Source organism: Pseudomonas sp. 4CAES_32.4, assembly GCF_058136335.1.
In genome coordinates, this window is record NZ_CM176882.1 from 4,135,878 (window position 1) to 4,152,449 (window position 16,572).

Annotated in this window: 14 protein-coding genes; 9 read left to right on the forward strand and 5 right to left on the reverse strand. The window is 60.7% G+C overall.

The window, feature by feature from the left end:
- The 6 genes from AC3Y64_RS18590 to AC3Y64_RS18615 all read left to right on the forward strand — a co-directional run bounded on the left by AC3Y64_RS18590 (position 1) and on the right by AC3Y64_RS18615 (position 5,804).
- Positions 1-1,065, forward strand: coding sequence for a microcin C ABC transporter permease YejB (locus AC3Y64_RS18590; RefSeq protein ID WP_093433925.1), 1,065 nt, complete (start codon positions 1-3; stop codon positions 1,063-1,065).
- A complete protein-coding gene (locus AC3Y64_RS18595; protein WP_489984808.1) occupies positions 1,065-2,087 on the forward strand; it encodes an ABC transporter permease in 1,023 nt (340 codons plus the stop codon). Before AC3Y64_RS18590 ends, AC3Y64_RS18595 begins: the two co-directional genes overlap by 1 nt.
- Before the next feature lie 14 nt (positions 2,088-2,101).
- Positions 2,102-3,793 carry an ABC transporter ATP-binding protein gene (locus tag AC3Y64_RS18600; RefSeq protein ID WP_489984809.1) on the forward strand — a complete coding sequence of 564 codons (1,692 nt, stop codon included), beginning with the start codon at positions 2,102-2,104 and terminating at the stop codon, positions 3,791-3,793.
- Positions 3,794-3,904: 111 nt separating this feature from the next.
- Entirely contained in the window at positions 3,905-4,426 is a 522-nt protein-coding gene (locus AC3Y64_RS18605; protein WP_158953310.1) for a DUF3455 domain-containing protein, read from the forward strand.
- 155 nt (positions 4,427-4,581) lie between these two features.
- Positions 4,582-5,115: a sigma-70 family RNA polymerase sigma factor gene (locus tag AC3Y64_RS18610; RefSeq protein WP_489984810.1), complete on the forward strand. Its 534-nt coding sequence runs from the start codon at positions 4,582-4,584 to the stop codon at positions 5,113-5,115.
- Positions 5,112-5,804, forward strand: coding sequence for an anti-sigma factor (locus AC3Y64_RS18615; protein ID WP_489984811.1), 693 nt, complete (start codon positions 5,112-5,114; stop codon positions 5,802-5,804). The genes AC3Y64_RS18610 and AC3Y64_RS18615 overlap by 4 nt, the downstream gene beginning before the upstream one ends.
- Positions 5,805-5,811: 7 nt before the next feature.
- Here AC3Y64_RS18615 and AC3Y64_RS18620 read toward each other — a convergent pair whose 3' ends face one another.
- Entirely contained in the window at positions 5,812-6,903 is a 1,092-nt protein-coding gene (locus tag AC3Y64_RS18620; RefSeq protein ID WP_489984812.1) for a DUF1615 domain-containing protein, read from the reverse strand.
- A gap of 301 nt (positions 6,904-7,204) precedes the next feature.
- Between AC3Y64_RS18620 and AC3Y64_RS18625 the strand changes: the two genes are divergently transcribed.
- A complete protein-coding gene (locus AC3Y64_RS18625; protein WP_489984813.1) occupies positions 7,205-9,409 on the forward strand; it encodes a TonB-dependent receptor in 2,205 nt (734 codons plus the stop codon).
- Between the two features lie 213 nt (positions 9,410-9,622).
- Positions 9,623-11,158: an FAD-dependent oxidoreductase gene (locus tag AC3Y64_RS18630; RefSeq protein ID WP_489984814.1), complete on the forward strand. Its 1,536-nt coding sequence runs from the start codon at positions 9,623-9,625 to the stop codon at positions 11,156-11,158.
- Positions 11,159-11,288: 130 nt separating this feature from the next.
- Here AC3Y64_RS18630 and hemB read toward each other — a convergent pair whose 3' ends face one another.
- Both hemB and AC3Y64_RS18640 read right to left on the reverse strand, forming a co-directional pair.
- Entirely contained in the window at positions 11,289-12,263 is a 975-nt protein-coding gene (gene hemB / locus AC3Y64_RS18635) for a porphobilinogen synthase (RefSeq protein ID WP_064388265.1), read from the reverse strand.
- A 255-nt stretch (positions 12,264-12,518) separates the two neighbouring features.
- A complete protein-coding gene (locus tag AC3Y64_RS18640) occupies positions 12,519-13,217 on the reverse strand; it encodes a glutathione S-transferase family protein (protein ID WP_489984815.1) in 699 nt (232 codons plus the stop codon).
- A gap of 344 nt (positions 13,218-13,561) precedes the next feature.
- Between AC3Y64_RS18640 and AC3Y64_RS18645 the strand changes: the two genes are divergently transcribed.
- Positions 13,562-14,236, forward strand: coding sequence for a histidine phosphatase family protein (locus AC3Y64_RS18645; protein WP_489984816.1), 675 nt, complete (start codon positions 13,562-13,564; stop codon positions 14,234-14,236).
- A gap of 130 nt (positions 14,237-14,366) precedes the next feature.
- Here AC3Y64_RS18645 and mnmH read toward each other — a convergent pair whose 3' ends face one another.
- Entirely contained in the window at positions 14,367-15,473 is a 1,107-nt protein-coding gene (mnmH, locus tag AC3Y64_RS18650; RefSeq protein WP_489984817.1) for a tRNA 2-selenouridine(34) synthase MnmH, read from the reverse strand.
- Positions 15,473-16,507, reverse strand: coding sequence for a selenide, water dikinase SelD (gene selD / locus AC3Y64_RS18655; protein ID WP_489984818.1), 1,035 nt, complete (start codon positions 16,505-16,507; stop codon positions 15,473-15,475). Before selD ends, mnmH begins: the two co-directional genes overlap by 1 nt.
- Positions 16,508-16,572: the final 65 nt, after the last annotated feature.

Here is a 16,572-nt window from a genome sequence, read left to right on the forward strand (position 1 = left end):
ATGTTGCGTTATCTGAGCCGACGTTTGCTGCTGATCATCCCGACGCTTTTGTGCATTCTGGTGGTCAATTTCCTGATTGTGCAGGCCGCGCCGGGTGGACCGGTGGAGCAAGCCATCGCCCGTTTGCAGGGCTTCGGCGGGCACAGCATGGGCGGCGGTGGCGAGGTCGCGGCGGTTGGCGGTGCAGGCCGCAGCAGCCGTGGCCTCGACCCGGCGTTGATCGAGGAAATCAAACACCATTACGGCTTCGACAAACCGATGCACGAACGCCTGTGGCTGATGCTGAAAAACTACGCGCAGCTGGATCTGGGCAGCAGTTTCTTTCGCGGCGCCAAGGTCACCGACCTGATCGTGCAGAAGTTGCCAGTGTCGCTGTCGCTGGGCTTGTGGGCGACGTTGATCACCTACCTGATTTCGATCCCGCTGGGCATTCGCAAAGCGATCAAGAACGGCAGCGCGTTTGATGTCTGGAGCAGCACGGCAATCATCATCGGCTACGCGATGCCGGCGTTTCTCTTCGCCATTCTGCTGATCGTGGTGTTTGCCGGCGGCAGCTACGTCAACTGGTTCCCGGTGCAGGGCCTGGTCTCGGATAACTTCGACAGCCTCAGTACGTTGGGCAAGGTCGGCGATTATCTCTGGCACTTGGTTTTACCGGTGACGGCGTTGGTGATCGGTGGCTTCGCCACGCTGACGATTTTGACCAAGAACAGCTTCCTCAACGAGATCAGCCGCCAGTACGTCATCACCGCGCGGGCCAAGGGTCTGACCGAGCGCCGCGTGCTTTACGGCCATGTGTTTCGCAACGCCATGTTGTTGGTGGTGGCCGGTGTGCCGTCGGCGCTGATCGAGGTGTTTTTCGCCGGCTCCCTGCTGATCGAAACCATCTTCAACCTCGACGGCCTCGGGCGCATGAGTTACGAGGCGGCGGTGTCGCGCGACTACCCGGTGGTGTTCGGCGCGCTGTTTCTGTTCACCCTCTTTGGTTTGTTGATCAAGCTGATCGGCGACCTCTGCTACACCCTGCTCGACCCGCGCATCGACTTCTCGGCGAGGACTGCCTGATGTTCACTCTGTCTCCTCTTGGTCAGCGCCGTGTGGCGCAATTCAAAGCCAATCGGCGCGGACGCTGGTCGCTGTGGCTGTTTATCGGCCTGTGCCTGATCTGCCTTGGTGGCGAGTTGATCGCCAACGACAAGCCGCTGGTGATCCGATATCACGACGCTTTCTACTTCCCGATCCTCAGCGATTACCTGGAAACCGATTTCGGCGGCGAGCTGCCGTTTCAACCGGATTATGCCAGCGGCTACGTGCACAAACTGATCGAGGATCAGGGCGGCTGGATGCTGTTTCCGCCGATTCCGTTCAGCTACGACACGGTCAATTACGACCTTAGCGAACCGGCGCCAAGTCCGCCTTCATCGAGCAATTGGCTGGGCACCGATGACCAGGCGCGCGACGTGTTGGCGCGGGTGATTTTCGGCACGCGGATTTCGGTTCTGTTTGCACTGATCCTCACCGCTGTCAGTGCGCTGATCGGCATCGTTGCCGGGGCGTTGCAGGGGTATTACGGCGGTTGGGTCGATTTGCTCGGGCAACGGGTGCTGGAGATCTGGTCGGGGTTGCCGGTGCTGTATCTGCTGATCATTTTGTCCGGGTTTGTCTCGCCGAGTTTCTGGTGGCTGCTGGGGATCATGGCGCTGTTTTCCTGGCTGGCACTGGTCGATGTGGTGCGTGCCGAGTTCCTCCGTGGACGTAATCTCGAATACGTCAAAGCCGCGCGAGCGCTGGGCCTGACCGACAACGAACTGATGTGCCGACACATCCTGCCCAACGCGATGACCTCCACCCTCACCTACCTGCCGTTCATTCTGACCGGCGCCATCGCCACCCTGACTGCGCTGGATTTTCTCGGCTTTGGCATGCCGGCGGGCACCGCGTCGCTGGGCGAATTGATCGGTCAGGCCAAGCGCAATCTGCAAGCACCGTGGCTGGGGCTGACAGCGTTTTTTGCTTTGGCGCTGATTTTGTCTTTGTTGGTTTTTATTGGTGAGGCTTGCCGTGATGCATTTGATCCACGTTCTTGATCCCCGGAGCTGAGATGAACGACAACCTGATTGAAATTCGCGATCTGCGCGTGGCCTTCGCCGGGCAGGAAGTGGTGCACGGTTTGAACCTGGACATTCGCCGGGGCGAATGCCTGGCGCTGGTCGGTGAATCCGGCTCGGGCAAGTCGGTGACGGCGCATTCGATCCTGCGTTTGCTGCCGGGCAAAAGCGTCAGCAGCAGTGGCTCGATCCGCTACAACGGCGTGGATCTTTTGCATGCCAGCGAGCAGCAAATGCGCGGCTTGCGCGGCAACCGCATTGCGATGATTTTTCAGGAGCCGATGACCTCGCTGAACCCTTTGCACACAGTAGAAAAACAGGTCAGTGAAGTGCTGGAAATTCACAAAGGCCTCAAGGGCCGCGCTGCCCGCGAACGGACTCTGGAACTGCTGGAACTGGTCGGCATTCGCCAACCTTTGCAGCGTTTGAAAGCCTATCCGCATCAGCTCTCCGGCGGGCAGCGGCAACGGGTGATGATCGCCATGGCGCTGGCCAACGAGCCTGAGTTGTTGATCGCCGACGAGCCGACCACGGCGCTGGACGTGACGGTGCAGCAGAAGATTCTCGAGTTGCTGATCGAGTTGCAGCAGCGCCTCGGCATGTCGCTATTGTTGATCAGCCACGACCTAAATCTGGTGCGGCGTATCGCCCAGCGGGTGTGCGTGATGCGCCACGGCGAAATCGTCGAACAGGCGGATTGCGAAGCGCTGTTTCGCGCGCCGCAGCATTCTTACAGTCGTTTGTTGATCGAGGCCGAACCGAGCGGTGCGCCGGTGCCCAGTGAGTACGAGCACAACTTGCTTGAAGTCGATGATCTGAAGGTGTGGTTTCCATTACCGAAAGCGCTGTTCAGCCGCCAGCAGGATTACATCAAAGCCGTGGACGGCGTGAGTTTCACCCTGCAACGCGGCAAGACGTTGGGGATTGTCGGGGAGTCCGGTTCGGGTAAGTCGACACTGGGTCAGGCGATCCTGCGGCTGGTGGAATCCGAGGGCAATATCCGCTTCGGCAACAAGCAACTGAGCCTGCTCAATCAGCGTTTGATGCGACCGTTGCGCCGGCAGATTCAGGTGGTATTTCAGGATCCGTTTGGCAGCCTCAGCCCACGAATGTCGGTGCAGCAGATCATTGCCGAAGGCTTGCTGACCCATGGCATCGGCAGCGAGGCTGAGCGCGAGGCGGCGGTGATTCGGGTGCTGGAAGAAGTCGGCCTCGATCCGCAGAGCCGTCATCGCTATCCCCACGAGTTTTCCGGCGGCCAGCGCCAGCGCATCTCCATCGCCCGCGCGCTGGTGCTGGAACCGGCGCTGATCCTGCTCGATGAACCGACCTCGGCGCTCGATCGCACGGTGCAGAAACAAGTGGTCGAGTTGTTGCGCCAATTGCAGATCAAGCATGGGCTGACGTATCTGTTCATCAGCCATGATCTGGCGGTGGTGCATGCGTTGGCGCATGACTTGATGGTGATCAAGGACGGCAAGGTGGTGGAGCAGGGTTCCTCGCGAGAGATTTTTGCCGCACCGCAACATCCCTACACCCAGGAACTGCTGAAAGCCTCTGGCCTGAAGCCAGACAAAAATCCCTGTGGGAGCTGGCTTGCCAGCGATGGCGCCGGGTCAGTCGACATACCCTTCGCTGACCCACCGCTATCGCTGGCAAGCCAGCTCCCACAGGTATGGAGGTGATCCAGAAAAATATTTTTCAGGCACTGCATCCAAACACCTCCGCCACGGGTAGTCCTTGTAACAGCCCTCTTTCGGCTGTCAGCGGTTCACCCTTTTCGGAGAAACATACTGATGAACATCACCCAGTTGATCTGCCTCACCGGTTTGCTCACCGCCAGCGCCTCGACCTTCGCCCAAAGTAGCTACCCCGACGCGATCAAAGTGCCGGATGGCCACAAGATCGCGATGGAAACCACCGGCGTCGGCGAGATCACTTACGAATGCCGCGACAAAGCCAATATGCCGGGCCAGACCGAGTGGACCTTCGTCGGCCCGAAAGCGGTGCTCAATGACCGCAGCGGCAAGCAGGTCGGCACCTACTTCGGCCCGCCGGCCACCTGGCAGGCCAAGGACGGTTCGAAAGTCACCGGTACGCAACTGGCCGTAGCACCGTCGACGCCGGGCAACCTGCCCTATCAACTGGTCAAGGCCAATCCCGCCGAAGGCAAAGGCGCGATGACGGGCGTCAGCTACATCCAGCGCGTCGCGCTCAAGGGCGGTGTCGCGCCCGGCAGTGAATGCACGGCGGCGAACAAGGGCAAGCAGGAAGTGGTGAAGTATCAGGCCGATTATATTTTCTGGGCGGCGAACTGATCTCTGAAACTCAACATAAACCCTGTGGGAGCTGGCTTGCCAGCGATGGCGTCGCGTCAGTCAACATTCTCGTCACTGATACACCGCCATCGCGGGCAAGCCCGCTCCCACAGGGTTATGTGTTGTTTTGGAGAATCTGAGCTAGATTGCACGACATGCCTTTAGCCGAATCCGATTTCGATTACGAAGCCCGCCTCGCCGCCTGTGCCCGTGGCGAGCGCTCGGCCCTGCGCGATTTGTATGTGCAGGAAGGCCCGCGTCTGCTCGGCGTGGCCAAACGTCTGGTGCGTGACACGGCGCTGGCAGAGGACATTGTCCATGAGGCATTTATCAAGATCTGGAACGGCGCGGCGGGTTTCGATCCGGCGCGGGGTTCGGCGCGGGGCTGGATGTTCAGCGTGACCCGGCATCTGGCGCTGAACCTGCTGCGCAATCAGGGGCGCGAGACGTCGCTCGGCGATGAACACGAAATGGCCGGCGAAGCTGACGAGTTCGATGCCCAGGCGCATTCGGCACGCATTCATCGTTGCCTCGAACAACTGGAGCCGCAACGCCGCCACTGCATCCTCCACGCCTATGTCGACGGCTACAGCCACGCGCAGATTGCCGCGCGCCTCGACACGCCGCTCGGCACAGTCAAGGCGTGGATCAAACGCAGCCTCAACGCCTTGCGGGAGTGCATGGGATGACCACTGAATCGGCGCAGGAACGCGATGAACTGGCCGGCGAGTACGTGCTCGGCACCCTGCCTGCCGAGCAGCGCATCGAGGTGCAACGGCGCTTGCCGAACGATCCCGAGCTGCGTGCAGCGGTGGATGCCTGGGAACGGCGTCTGCTCGAGCTGACTGATCTGGCGCCCTCGCAACAACCGTCGGCGCTGCTATGGCCACGGATCGAACGCAGCCTCGAACGACTCACGCCAAAAGCATCGTCGACCTCATGGTGGAACCTGCTGCCACTCTGGCGCGGACTGAGTGCTGCCGGGTTGGCCGCGACCTTGCTATTGGGCTCGATCCTGCTGACCCAAACCACGCCGAAACCGAGTTATCTGGTGGTGCTGGTCGCGCCGCAGGACAAGGCGCCGGGCTGGGTGATCCAGGCCAGCAATTCGCGGGAGATTCAATTGATTCCGCTGGGCGTGGTCGAGGTGCCGGCAGACAAGGCGCTGGAGTTCTGGACCAAGGCTGACGGCTGGCAAGGCCCGGTTTCGTTGGGTCTGGTCAAGCCTGGGCAGGCGCTCTCGGTGCCGTTGGATAAACTGCCGCCACTGCAACCGAACCAGTTATTCGAGCTGACGCTGGAAGGCGCCAATGGCTCGCCGATCGGCAAACCGACCGGACCGATTCAGGCGATCGGCCGCGCGGTCAAAGTGCTGTGAGCAAGCGTCAACCGGCCTTGGCCATGCAGCGTTTGTAGCGCTCGTCCACGCGTTTGGCGAACCATGCTGTGGTGAGCTTGCGAGTGATCTTCGGGCTCTGCAAAACGATCCCCGGCAACACCGCACGCGGCAGGCTTTTGCCCTCGGCTTTCTCCGCCAATTCAAACACCCGTTGATAAAGCTTGGTCTCTTCGAACTCCAGGGTCTGGCCCTTTTCCAGTTGATCGCGAATCGTCGGGTTGCGCATGCCCAGCGACTTGCCGAGGGTACGCACTGCCAGTTCGGTGCTACCGGGCATGATCGAGTCGTAGCGAATCAGGTCGCCATCAAGCGCCAGCGGGATACCAGACGCACGGCTGACCGCATTCTGAAACGCGGCATTACGACTGGCGTACCACCCGGCGTTGAAATCAGCGAAGCGATACAGCGGTTCGCGATAGCTCACCGGGTAACCGAGCAAGTGGGCGATGCCGAAATACATGCCACCACGACGACTGAACACTTCGCGGCGGATCGTGCCGTCGACCGGGTACGGGTAATCCTTGGCGTGCTGTTCGGCGAACTCGATGCTGACCTGCATCGGCCCGCCGGTGTGCACCGGGTTGAAGCCGCCGAACAAGGTGCGGCCCATCGGCACCCGGCCGATAAAGTCATCGAAGATCGCGCTCAACTCTTTCTCGCTGCGCGCGGCGTTCAGGCGCTCGCTGTAGGTCTTGCCGTTGGTTGAGCGCACTTGCAAGGCACCACTGACCAACAGGCTGGGGATGTGCACTTTGGCGGCGCGTCGGTCGATTTCGTCGCGGGCGATTTTGCCCAGGCCGGGCACGGTGGGGTCGGCCTGAAAAGTGGATTCCTGTTCGGCGACAGCCAGCACCGAGCAGAGGTTTTGCGTGGTCGGGCTGATGTTCTGCGCGGCGAACGCCGCGTAGATATCGGTGGCCCAACCTTGGCGGTCGGCGGTTTTCGCCGGCATCAACCGGATGATTTCTGCCTTCACTTCGGCAGGCGGACGCGGTACGGGTTCATTGCTGCGCTGGCCCGCGCAACCGGCGAGCACCAGCGTGGCGATGAGGGTGATGAGTAAACGAGGGCTGTGCATGGCGCTCCTTCCAGTCTGGTAAGCCCGAACAACCATACACAATCCGTGTAGGAGCTGCCGGAGGCTCGGGCCGCGATCGGACGATCTTTTGATCTTTAAAAACAACATCAAAAGATCGTCCGATCGCGGCCCGAGCCTCCGGCAGCTCCTACAGGTGATGTGTGTTTTTGAGAGGGTGATGACAAACTGATTGCAAAACGTGACTGAGAAAACCTATCATTTGCGCCTGGAGTCGCATTTGCGCAAGGAGTTCCGCGCCGCCCTTTTTTTTCTCACTGGCCGTGCGCCTCCAGGTATAACAATGCCCGCTTCAGCTCGACTCGCCGTCCCGTTTCGCCCGACGCTTCTCGCCCTGCTGTGCTCCCTGACTGTCACCGCTCACGCCGCCGATGGCGATAACAAAGAGCTGGTGCTCGACAACGTCAATATCAACGCCCAAGCCCCTGCGCCAAACGCCCTGCCCCCAGCCTACAGCGGCGGTCAGGTTGCGCGTGGCGGTCAGCTCGGCGTGTTGGGCAATCAGGACATGATGGACGTGCCGTTCAGCGCCGCGTCCTACACCGAGCAGCTGATCCAGGATCAGCAGGCGGAAAACGTCGCCGATGTGCTGCTCAACGATTCCTCGGTGCGTCAGGCGTCCGGGTTCTCCAACCAGGCGCAGATCTTCATGATCCGTGGCCTGCCGCTGACCGGCGATGACATTTCCTATAACGGCCTCTACGGCGTGCTGCCACGGCAGATCATTTCCACCGACGCCCTCGAGCGCGTGGAAGTGTTCAAAGGCCCGAACGCCTTCATCAACGGTGTGACCCCGACCGGCTCGGGCATCGGTGGCGGCGTCAACCTGCAGCCAAAACGCGCTGGCGACGAGCCGCTGCGCCGCTTCACCACCGACATCAACAGCGAAGGCCGCGTCGGTCAGCACTTCGACATCGGCCAGCGTTTCGGTGAAGACAACCGTTTCGGCGCGCGCATCAACCTGGCGCAGCGCGAAGGCGACACCGGTATCGATCACGAAAACCAGCGTTCGAAACTGTTCGCCATCGGCCTCGACTATCGTGGTGACGCGTTGCGCCTGTCCGGCGACTTCGCCTACCAGAAAGAACGCGTCAACGGTGGTCGCAACTCGGTCAACCTCGGCACCGCCACGCACATTCCGGACGCGCCATCGGCTGATACCAACTACGCGCCGAAGTGGGGCTACACCGACATCGAAGACACCTTCGGCATGCTCCGCGCCGAGTACGACCTGAACGATAACTGGACCGCCTACGCTGCTGGCGGCGCCAAGCACACCCGTGAAGTCGGTCGCTACAACTCGACCACGCTGGTCGGAAACACTGGCGCATCGTTCACCACTGGCTCGTTCATTCCTCACGATGAGGACAACACCAGCGTCATGGCTGGCCTCAATGGCAAGTTCAATACCGGCCCGGTCAGCCACAAGCTGAACTTCGGCCTGACCGGCATCTGGGCTGAGCAGCGCAGTGCCTACGATTTTGACCTGACCAGATACGCCAACAACATCTACCACCCGGTGGAAACCCCGTCGCCGGTCGGCAACTTCGCCGGTGGCGACAACAGCGATCCGGGCATCGTCGGCAAGACCTTCAACCGCAGCGTGGCGATTTCCGACACCCTCGGCTTCTTCGATGATCGCCTGCTGATCACCGCCGGCCTGCGTCGTCAGCAATTGGTCGTGCAGGGTTACAGCTACGCCAGCTACGGCAGCGGCCCGCGTTCTTCGAGCTACGACGAATCGATCACCACGCCGGTCTACGGCATCGTGTTCAAACCGTGGGAACACGTGTCGTTCTACGCCAACCACATCGAAGGCCTGGCGCAAGGCCCAACCTCGCCGACCAGTTCCGGCGGTTTCCGCGTGACCAACGGCAACGAAGTCTACGCACCGGCCCGCTCCAAGCAGACCGAAGCCGGGGTGAAGGTCGACATGGGCACTTACGGCGCGAGCCTGGGTGTTTATCGCATCGAACAGCCAAGCGACGGTTACTGCGAAATCATCGATGCCAACAATTGCACTTACGTGCGTGAAGGCGAGCAGGTCAACAAAGGCGTAGAAATGAACGTCTTCGGCGAGCCGATCCAGGGCCTGCGCCTGATCAGCGGCCTGACGTTGATGGACACCGAACTGAAGAACACCCAGAACGGCGCCAACGACGGCAACCACGCGATTGGCGTGCCGACCTTCCAGTTCAACGCTGGCGCCGATTGGGATGTACCGGGCCTGCAAGGCGTCGCGCTGAATGCGCGGATGCTGCGCACTGGTGGCCAATACGCCGACGCGGCGAACAACCTGAGCCTGCCGACCTGGAACCGCTTCGATGCGGGTGCGCGTTACGCCTTCAAGGTCTCGGAGAAAGACGTGACCGTACGTCTGGGCGTGGAAAACCTGGCGAACAAGAAGTATTGGGAATCGGCTCAGGGCGGTTATCTGACCCAGGGTGAACCGCGTGTGGCGAAGTTGTCCGGCACGATTGATTTCTAAGCGTAATCGATAAGAAAAAGGCTCCGCGGCTTTGATGGCTGCGGGGCCTTTTTTGGTTTTGCGGCGTTTGATAAGGCCTCTTCGCGAGCAGGCTCGCTCCCACATTGGAATGCGGTCCCCTTTGTGCGAGCGAGCTTGCTCGCGATGGGGCCAGAACTGGCTACCCTCTCCTTCTGATCCATACTTGCTCCAGAGCAAACGGAGGACAGGCCCATGCACCGCAGCGATGTATTGATCATCGGCGCCGGCCCGACCGGGTTGGTGCTGGCTCTGTGGCTGAGCAAACTCGGCGTGCGGGTGCGCATTATCGATAAAACCTCCGCTCCCGGCACCACCTCGCGGGCGCTGGCGGTGCAGGCGCGCACCCTTGAGTTGTATCGGCAACTGGATCTGGCCGACACCGTGGTGCGCAACGGCCATCGGGTCGCGGCGGCGAATTTCTGGGTCAATGGCAAACCCGTCGCGCAGTTGCCGCTCAATCGCATCGGCGAAGGCCTCACGCCCTATGCATTCGTCGAAATCTTCCCGCAGGATGAGCACGAACGGCTGCTGATCGACCGTCTCGAAGACTATGGCGTGACGGTTGAACGCAACACCACACTGGAGAGCTTCGAGGAATCCGGCGACGGCCTCACCGCGCATTTGCGCCTGGCCGATGGCGAGCAGGAGATTTGTCAGGCCTGCTACCTCGCAGGGTGCGATGGCGCCCGTTCAGTGGTGCGCAAAACCCTCGACGCCGGGTTTCCCGGTGGCACCTACCAGCAGATTTTCTACGTCGCCGACGTCAAGGCCAGCGGCCCGGCGATGAACGGCGAGCTGCATCTGGATCTGGATGAAGCGGACTTTCTCGCCGTGTTTCCACTGGCCGGCGAAGGCCGTGCGCGGCTGATCGGCACGGTGCGTGACGAGCGCGCCGATCGTGCCGAAACCCTGGAATTTTCCGACGTCAGCAGCCGCGCCATCGAACACCTGAACGTGCACATCGAAGACGTGCACTGGTTCTCGACCTACCGCGTGCATCATCGCGTGGCCGAGCATTTTCGCAGTGGCCGCGCGTTTCTGCTCGGCGATGCCGCCCATGTACACAGCCCGGCGGGCGGGCAAGGCATGAACACCGGGATCGGCGATGCGATCAATCTGGCGTGGAAAATCGCGGCAGTGCTCAGCGGCGGTGCTGAATCAAACCTGCTCGACAGCTATGAAACCGAGCGCATCGCCTTCGCTCGCCGACTGGTCTCGACCACTGACAAAGTCTTCAGCTTCGTCACCGCCGAGGGACGCATGGCTGATCTGCTGCGCATGCGCGTGGCACCGTTTCTGATCCCGAAAATGGCTTCGTTCGAGGCGAGTCGCGAGTTCCTTTTTCGCACGGTCTCGCAAGTCATCCTCAACTACCGTGGCATGCCGCTCAGCCAGGGCGCAGCCGGCCACGTCCACGGCGGCGACCGCTTGCCGTGGGCCCATGATGGTGAAGGGGATAATTACGAACCGCTGCGCCAGCCGTGCTGGCAAGTGCATGTGTACGGCGACACCAGCGACGAAATGATCGCCTGGTGCCACGAACATCACTTGCCGCTGCACGTGTTCGATTGGCGCCCGGCGTTTGAAACGGCGGGGTTGGGGCGTAACGGTTTCTACCTGCTGCGCCCGGATACTTATGTGGCGATTGCCGATAACAGTGCGGATCCGAAGGTGATCGAACGTTACTTCCGCGATCACGGGATCAGACCGTTCTTCAACTGCCCCTGACTAAAGGACACCACTAAAAGCTGTGGGAGCTGGCTTGCCAGCGATGGCGTCAGCACAGTCAAAATCAATGTTGACTGATCAAACGCTATCGCTGGCAAGCCAGCTCCCACAGGGTTATGCGGTGGGGGAGTTAGATCCCCGCCAGCGCCAGATCCATCGCAAAGTAAGTGAAGATCAGATCCGCACCCGCGCGCTTGATCGCGCCGAGGCTTTCGCGGACCACACGATCTTCATCAATCGCACCAGCCTGTGCGCCGAACTTGATCATCGCGTACTCGCCGCTGACCTGATATGCCGACAGCGGCAGGTTCGAGGCTTCGCGGATGTCGCGGATGATGTCGAGATACGCGCCTGCCGGTTTGACCATCAGCGCATCGGCACCTTCCTGCTCATCCAACAACGACTCGCGCAGGGCTTCGCGACGGTTCATCGGGTTCATCTGATAGCTTTTGCGGTCGCCTTTCAGCGCACTGCCACCGGCCTCGCGGAACGGGCCGTAGAGCGCCGAAGCGAACTTGGTCGAATAGGCCATGATCGGAATCTGGGTGAACCCGGCGGCGTCCAGCGCCTGACGAATCGCCCGCACCTGGCCATCCATCGCTGCCGACGGCGCGATCACATCAGCGCCCGCGCTGGCCGCTGCCACGGCTTGTTTGCCGAGGTTGATCAGGGTCTGGTCGTTGTCGACTTCATGGTTGTGCATCACGCCGCAGTGGCCGTGATCGGTGTATTCGCAGAAGCAGGTGTCGGACATCACGATCATCTCCGGCACGGCGTCCTTGGCGATGCGCGACATGCGCGAAACCAGACCGTCTTCGCGCCAGGTGTCGCTGCCGTTGCCATCCAGATGATGCGATACGCCGAAGGTCATCACCGACTTGATGCCAGCACGGGCATAACGCTCGATTTCGCTGGCCAGTTTGCGCTCCGGAATGCGCATCACACCGGGCATGCTTTTGATCGGCACGAAATCGTCGATTTCTTCTTCGACGAAGATCGGCAGGACCAGATCGTTCAGGCTGAATTCGGTTTCCTGGAACAGGCTGCGCAGGCTCGCATTGCGGCGCAGACGGCGGGGACGTGCTTCGGGGAACTGACTGGACATGGGGTCTTTCCTGAAAAACGGCAGATGAGACGAAAGTCGTAGGGGGCGAAGCTTATGCCTTGCGGGGGCTGGGGTACAAACCTGGATCAATCAAGAGTGAATTACCGGACGGGCAACAATCTTTCAGAACACTGTAAATCCCTGTGGGAGCTGGCTTGCCAGCGATGGCGGTGGTTCAGTCAACATAGATGTCGACTGTGCCGGCGTCATCGCTGGCAAGCCAGCTCCCACAAGGTTATGTGCGTAGCCCGAGAGTCAGGAGGGAATGGTCAGTCCTCGGATAACCGCCGGGCGGGCCAGGAAGCGCTCCAGCACCCGAGTGACATTTGGAAAATCCTTGATCCCGACCAGATCGCCCGCTTCATAGAACCCGATCAAATTACGCACCCACGGAAACGTGGCGATATCGGCGATGGTGTAGCGCTCGCCCATGATCCAGTCGCGCCCTTCCAGGCGACCGTTGAGCACTCTCAGCAGACGTTTGCTCTCATCGACGTAACGGTCACGCGGACGTTTGTCTTCGTAATCCTTGCCAGCGAACTTGTTGAAGAAACCCAGCTGACCAAACATCGGGCCGATACCGCCCATCTGGAACATCAACCACTGGATGGTTTCGTAGCGCAGCGCACCTTCCTGGGCCAGCAATTGGCCGCTTTTGTCGGCCAGGTAAATCAAAATCGCGCCGGACTCGAACAACGGCAGCGGCTGGCCTTGCGGACCGTGAGGATCGAGGATCGCCGGGATCTTGTTGTTCGGGCTCAGCGACAGGAACTCGGGGGAATGCTGATCGTTGGCGTCGAACGCGACCTTGTGCGGCTCGTACGGCAGGCCAATCTCTTCGAGCATGATCGAGACTTTGACGCCGTTGGGGGTTGGCAAGGAATAGAGCTGAATCCAGTCAGGGTACTGCGCCGGCCATTTCTGGGTGATCGGGAACGCGGACAGATCGGTCATGGGAAGCATCCAGTCACAAATTGAACCCCGATCATAATGTAGGAGCCGCCGCAGGCTGCGATCTTTTGATCTTGAGCCTTTGAACAAGTGCGAGAGATCACAGCCTGCGGCGACTACTGCACGAACCGTAACATCCTGTCGCTAACCTGCGGCCAAGCCGTTGGAACTTGCCGTTAAAGTGCTGCGCACTCGCCCGGATCGAACCAAACGGGCCTCAGGGGACTCTGAGTTATGCCTTTCTCGCAGAGGAAGCCGTTCATGACAGGGAAATCACCCGGTGCTGGGAGCCCGCGGTGTAAAGGTTTGTCAGCCTTAATCGAATTTGCTGAAGAACCCTTTAATACATGACGAATCTTTTGAGCTTCGCCAAACGCTTCAAACATCGCGCCTACGTGTTCCTGCCTTCGCTGCTGGCGGTCAGTGCACTGTTTCTGTCGCTGGAATCCAGCGAAAGTCGTGCGCAACCGGTCGACGGCACCCAGACCCTGGTGTTCCTGCGCCACGCGGAAAAACCGGAGGGCGGCCTCGGCCAACTCAACTGCCAGGGCTTGAATCGCGCAATCGATCTGTCGACGCTGCTGCCGGCAAAATTCGGCAAGGCCGACTACGTGTTCGCCGCCAACCCGACGCGTAACGTCGAAGAAGGTGAGCTGGATAATTCCTACAGCTACATTCGCCCGCTGATGACCATCAGCCCGGCGGCGATCAAGCTGGGCCTGCCCGTAAACATCGAGTTTTCCGCCAATGACACCAGCGACCTGGCCCGTGAACTGCTCGACGACAAGTATCACAACTCGACCATCTACACCGCGTGGTCCCACGGTTACTTGCCGGAGCTGATCAACAAGGTCGCGGGCAAAGCGGTCGGCGGCAAACAGAACATTACCGATGACTGGTCAGGCGATGATTTCGATTCGTTGTATGTGCTGACCCTGACCTGGCACAACGGCAAGGCCAGTCTGCAGAGCCATAGCTACAAGCAGGGGCTGGATCATGGCAAGGAAACCTGCCCGACCTGAGTCATTTGTTGCCTTTGCCGGCCCCATCGCTGGCAAGCCAGCTCCCACAGTTATCGTGGATATCCATAATCTGTTTACACCCACAATACCTGTGGGAGCTGGCTTGCCAGCGATGAGGCCGGCAAAAACACTATGAATCTTTCTGGCTCACCCGCTCGCGCAAATACTCAAGCACCGCCCCACGCTCCCCGGCGAACTCGATCCGCCCGCCCTTCTTCTCGCGCTGAAACACATACATCGGGTCGTAATACTCGCGCAGCAACCCCTCGATCCAGCCACGATGCAGTTCCACCGCGCCGCTGCGTGCCTGCTCGATCAACGCGTCTTCCATTAGCAGCAACATGCGCTGATGACGCTCGCCGCCGAGGCGTTTCTGCACGTTATTCAGGCTCTCGAGCAGGCGCTCCGAGAACAGCGTAAAGCCCTCGTCCCCGTGCACCGTGGCAAATTCCGCCGACAGATCGACCACGTAATCACGCAGGATCCGCTCCACGCGATCCTCGAAACTGTCTTCCAGCCAGACCATCGGGTATTGCTGCATGCCCTGATACAGCGGCAGCGGCAAGGCACAACTGCCGACCACCCGGCTCTCGTCCTCGAGCACAAACTGCTCGATGCCGGCATCACGCTTCTTGAGGATGTCGATGGCCAGACGGTTTTCAAAATCGATGTTCGACGGCTGCCCGGTGGCGCGCTTGCCGAAACTGGAACCGCGATGATTGGCGTGGCCTTCCAGATCCAGGCCATTGCGCAACTGCACCAGTACTTCGGTCTTGCCGGTGCCGGTCATCCCGCCCAGCAGAACGAAATCACACTGCGCGATGGCCTGCTCGATGGTATCGATGAGGAAATTGCGCATGGCCTTGTAACCACCGCCGACGCGCGGATAGTCGATGCCCGCCTCGTCGCGCAGCCAGCGCTGGGTGATCTGCGACCGCAGACCGCCACGAAAACAATAGATAAAACCATCAGGATGGGCCCGGGCGAAATCGGCCCAGGCCTGGACGCGCTCGGCTTTCACCGCGCCGGCCACCAATTGATGGCCCAACTCGATGGCCGCCTGCTGACCGTGTTGCTTGTAGCAGGTGCCGATCTTCTGCCGCTCGATGTCGTTCATCAGCGGCAAATTGATCACGCCGGGGAATGCGCCTTTGTGAAACTCGACCGGCGCGCGGGCATCCATCAGCGGCCGGTCGTTGAGGAAAATGTCTCGGTAGTCAGTGCAGTCGCGGAGCATCAAATCACCTCGACTGCGTTCGTCTGTCGCTCAACCAGTTCGCCGATTGGCGCCAGGCTCAGACTCAATTCCGCGGCGACGGCGAGGAACTCGTCATTGCCTTCAGGGGTGACGGCGATCAGCAAACCACCGCTGGTTTGCGGGTCGCAGAGCACGCGTTTGTGCAGCTCTTGCACGCGGCCGACCTTGCTCGCGTAGCTGTCGAAATTGCGCAGCGTGCCGCCGGGCACGCAGCCTTGATCGAGGTAATACTCGACGCTGTCCAGACGTGGCACGCGGTCATAGGCAATGCGTGCGGTGAGCTGGCTGCCGTCCGCCATTTCCACCAGATGGCCGAGCAGACCGAAACCGGTAACGTCGGTCATCGCCGTGACGCCGGCGAGTTTGCCGAAGCGACTGCCGGGTTTGTTCAGGGTGCACATCCAGTCGCGGGCCACGCCGACATCGGCGGCGCGCAATTTGCCCTTCTTTTCGGCCGTGGTGAGGATGCCGATGCCCAGCGGTTTGGTCAGGTACAACAGGCAACCGGCGGTCGCGGTGTCATTGCGCTTCATGTGGCGCTTTTCCACCAGACCGGTGACGGCGAGGCCGAAGATCGGCTCCGGCGCATCGATCGAATGCCCGCCCGCCAACGGAATCCCCGCCGCGTCGCACACGGCGCGGCCACCACGAATCACTTCGCGAGCGACTTCCGGCGCCAGCACATTGACCGGCCAGCCAAGGATCGCAATCGCCATCAACGGATCGCCGCCCATCGCGTAGATATCGCTGATCGCGTTGGTCGCGGCAATACGGCCGAAGTCGAACGGGTCATCGACGATCGGCATGAAAAAGTCAGTGGTCGAGACCACGCCGCGTTCGGCGTCGATTTCGTACACAGCGGCATCATCGCGCGAGGCATTGCCGACCCACAGTTTCGGGTCGAGGTTCTGCGCACCGCTGCCGGCCAGAATCACCTCCAGCACCTGCGGGGAAATCTTGCAGCCGCAACCGGCGCCGTGGCTGTATTGGGTCAGACGAATCGGCTCGCTCATGGGGGAGTCTCAGGCTGTTGATGGGGGCGATTCTAGCAGAGCGCGGACAGCCGAACGGTGCAGCC

What these genes read in the sequence shown, in the direction of transcription:
- AC3Y64_RS18590 (WP_093433925.1), top strand. Translation starts at nt 1, where the DNA reads ATGTTGCGTTATCTGAGCCGACGTTTGCTGCTGATCATCCCGACGCTT.
- AC3Y64_RS18595 (WP_489984808.1), top strand. Translation starts at nt 1,065, where the DNA reads ATGTTCACTCTGTCTCCTCTTGGTCAGCGCCGTGTGGCGCAATTCAAA.
- AC3Y64_RS18600 (WP_489984809.1), top strand. Translation starts at nt 2,102, where the DNA reads ATGAACGACAACCTGATTGAAATTCGCGATCTGCGCGTGGCCTTCGCC.
- AC3Y64_RS18605 (WP_158953310.1), top strand. Translation starts at nt 3,905, where the DNA reads ATGAACATCACCCAGTTGATCTGCCTCACCGGTTTGCTCACCGCCAGC.
- AC3Y64_RS18610 (WP_489984810.1), top strand. Translation starts at nt 4,582, where the DNA reads ATGCCTTTAGCCGAATCCGATTTCGATTACGAAGCCCGCCTCGCCGCC.
- AC3Y64_RS18615 (WP_489984811.1), top strand. Translation starts at nt 5,112, where the DNA reads ATGACCACTGAATCGGCGCAGGAACGCGATGAACTGGCCGGCGAGTAC.
- AC3Y64_RS18620 (WP_489984812.1), bottom strand. Translation starts at nt 6,903, where the DNA reads ATGCACAGCCCTCGTTTACTCATCACCCTCATCGCCACGCTGGTGCTC.
- AC3Y64_RS18625 (WP_489984813.1), top strand. Translation starts at nt 7,205, where the DNA reads ATGCCCGCTTCAGCTCGACTCGCCGTCCCGTTTCGCCCGACGCTTCTC.
- AC3Y64_RS18630 (WP_489984814.1), top strand. Translation starts at nt 9,623, where the DNA reads ATGCACCGCAGCGATGTATTGATCATCGGCGCCGGCCCGACCGGGTTG.
- hemB (WP_064388265.1), bottom strand. Translation starts at nt 12,263, where the DNA reads ATGTCCAGTCAGTTCCCCGAAGCACGTCCCCGCCGTCTGCGCCGCAAT.
- AC3Y64_RS18640 (WP_489984815.1), bottom strand. Translation starts at nt 13,217, where the DNA reads ATGACCGATCTGTCCGCGTTCCCGATCACCCAGAAATGGCCGGCGCAG.
- AC3Y64_RS18645 (WP_489984816.1), top strand. Translation starts at nt 13,562, where the DNA reads ATGACGAATCTTTTGAGCTTCGCCAAACGCTTCAAACATCGCGCCTAC.
- mnmH (WP_489984817.1), bottom strand. Translation starts at nt 15,473, where the DNA reads ATGCTCCGCGACTGCACTGACTACCGAGACATTTTCCTCAACGACCGG.
- selD (WP_489984818.1), bottom strand. Translation starts at nt 16,507, where the DNA reads ATGAGCGAGCCGATTCGTCTGACCCAATACAGCCACGGCGCCGGTTGC.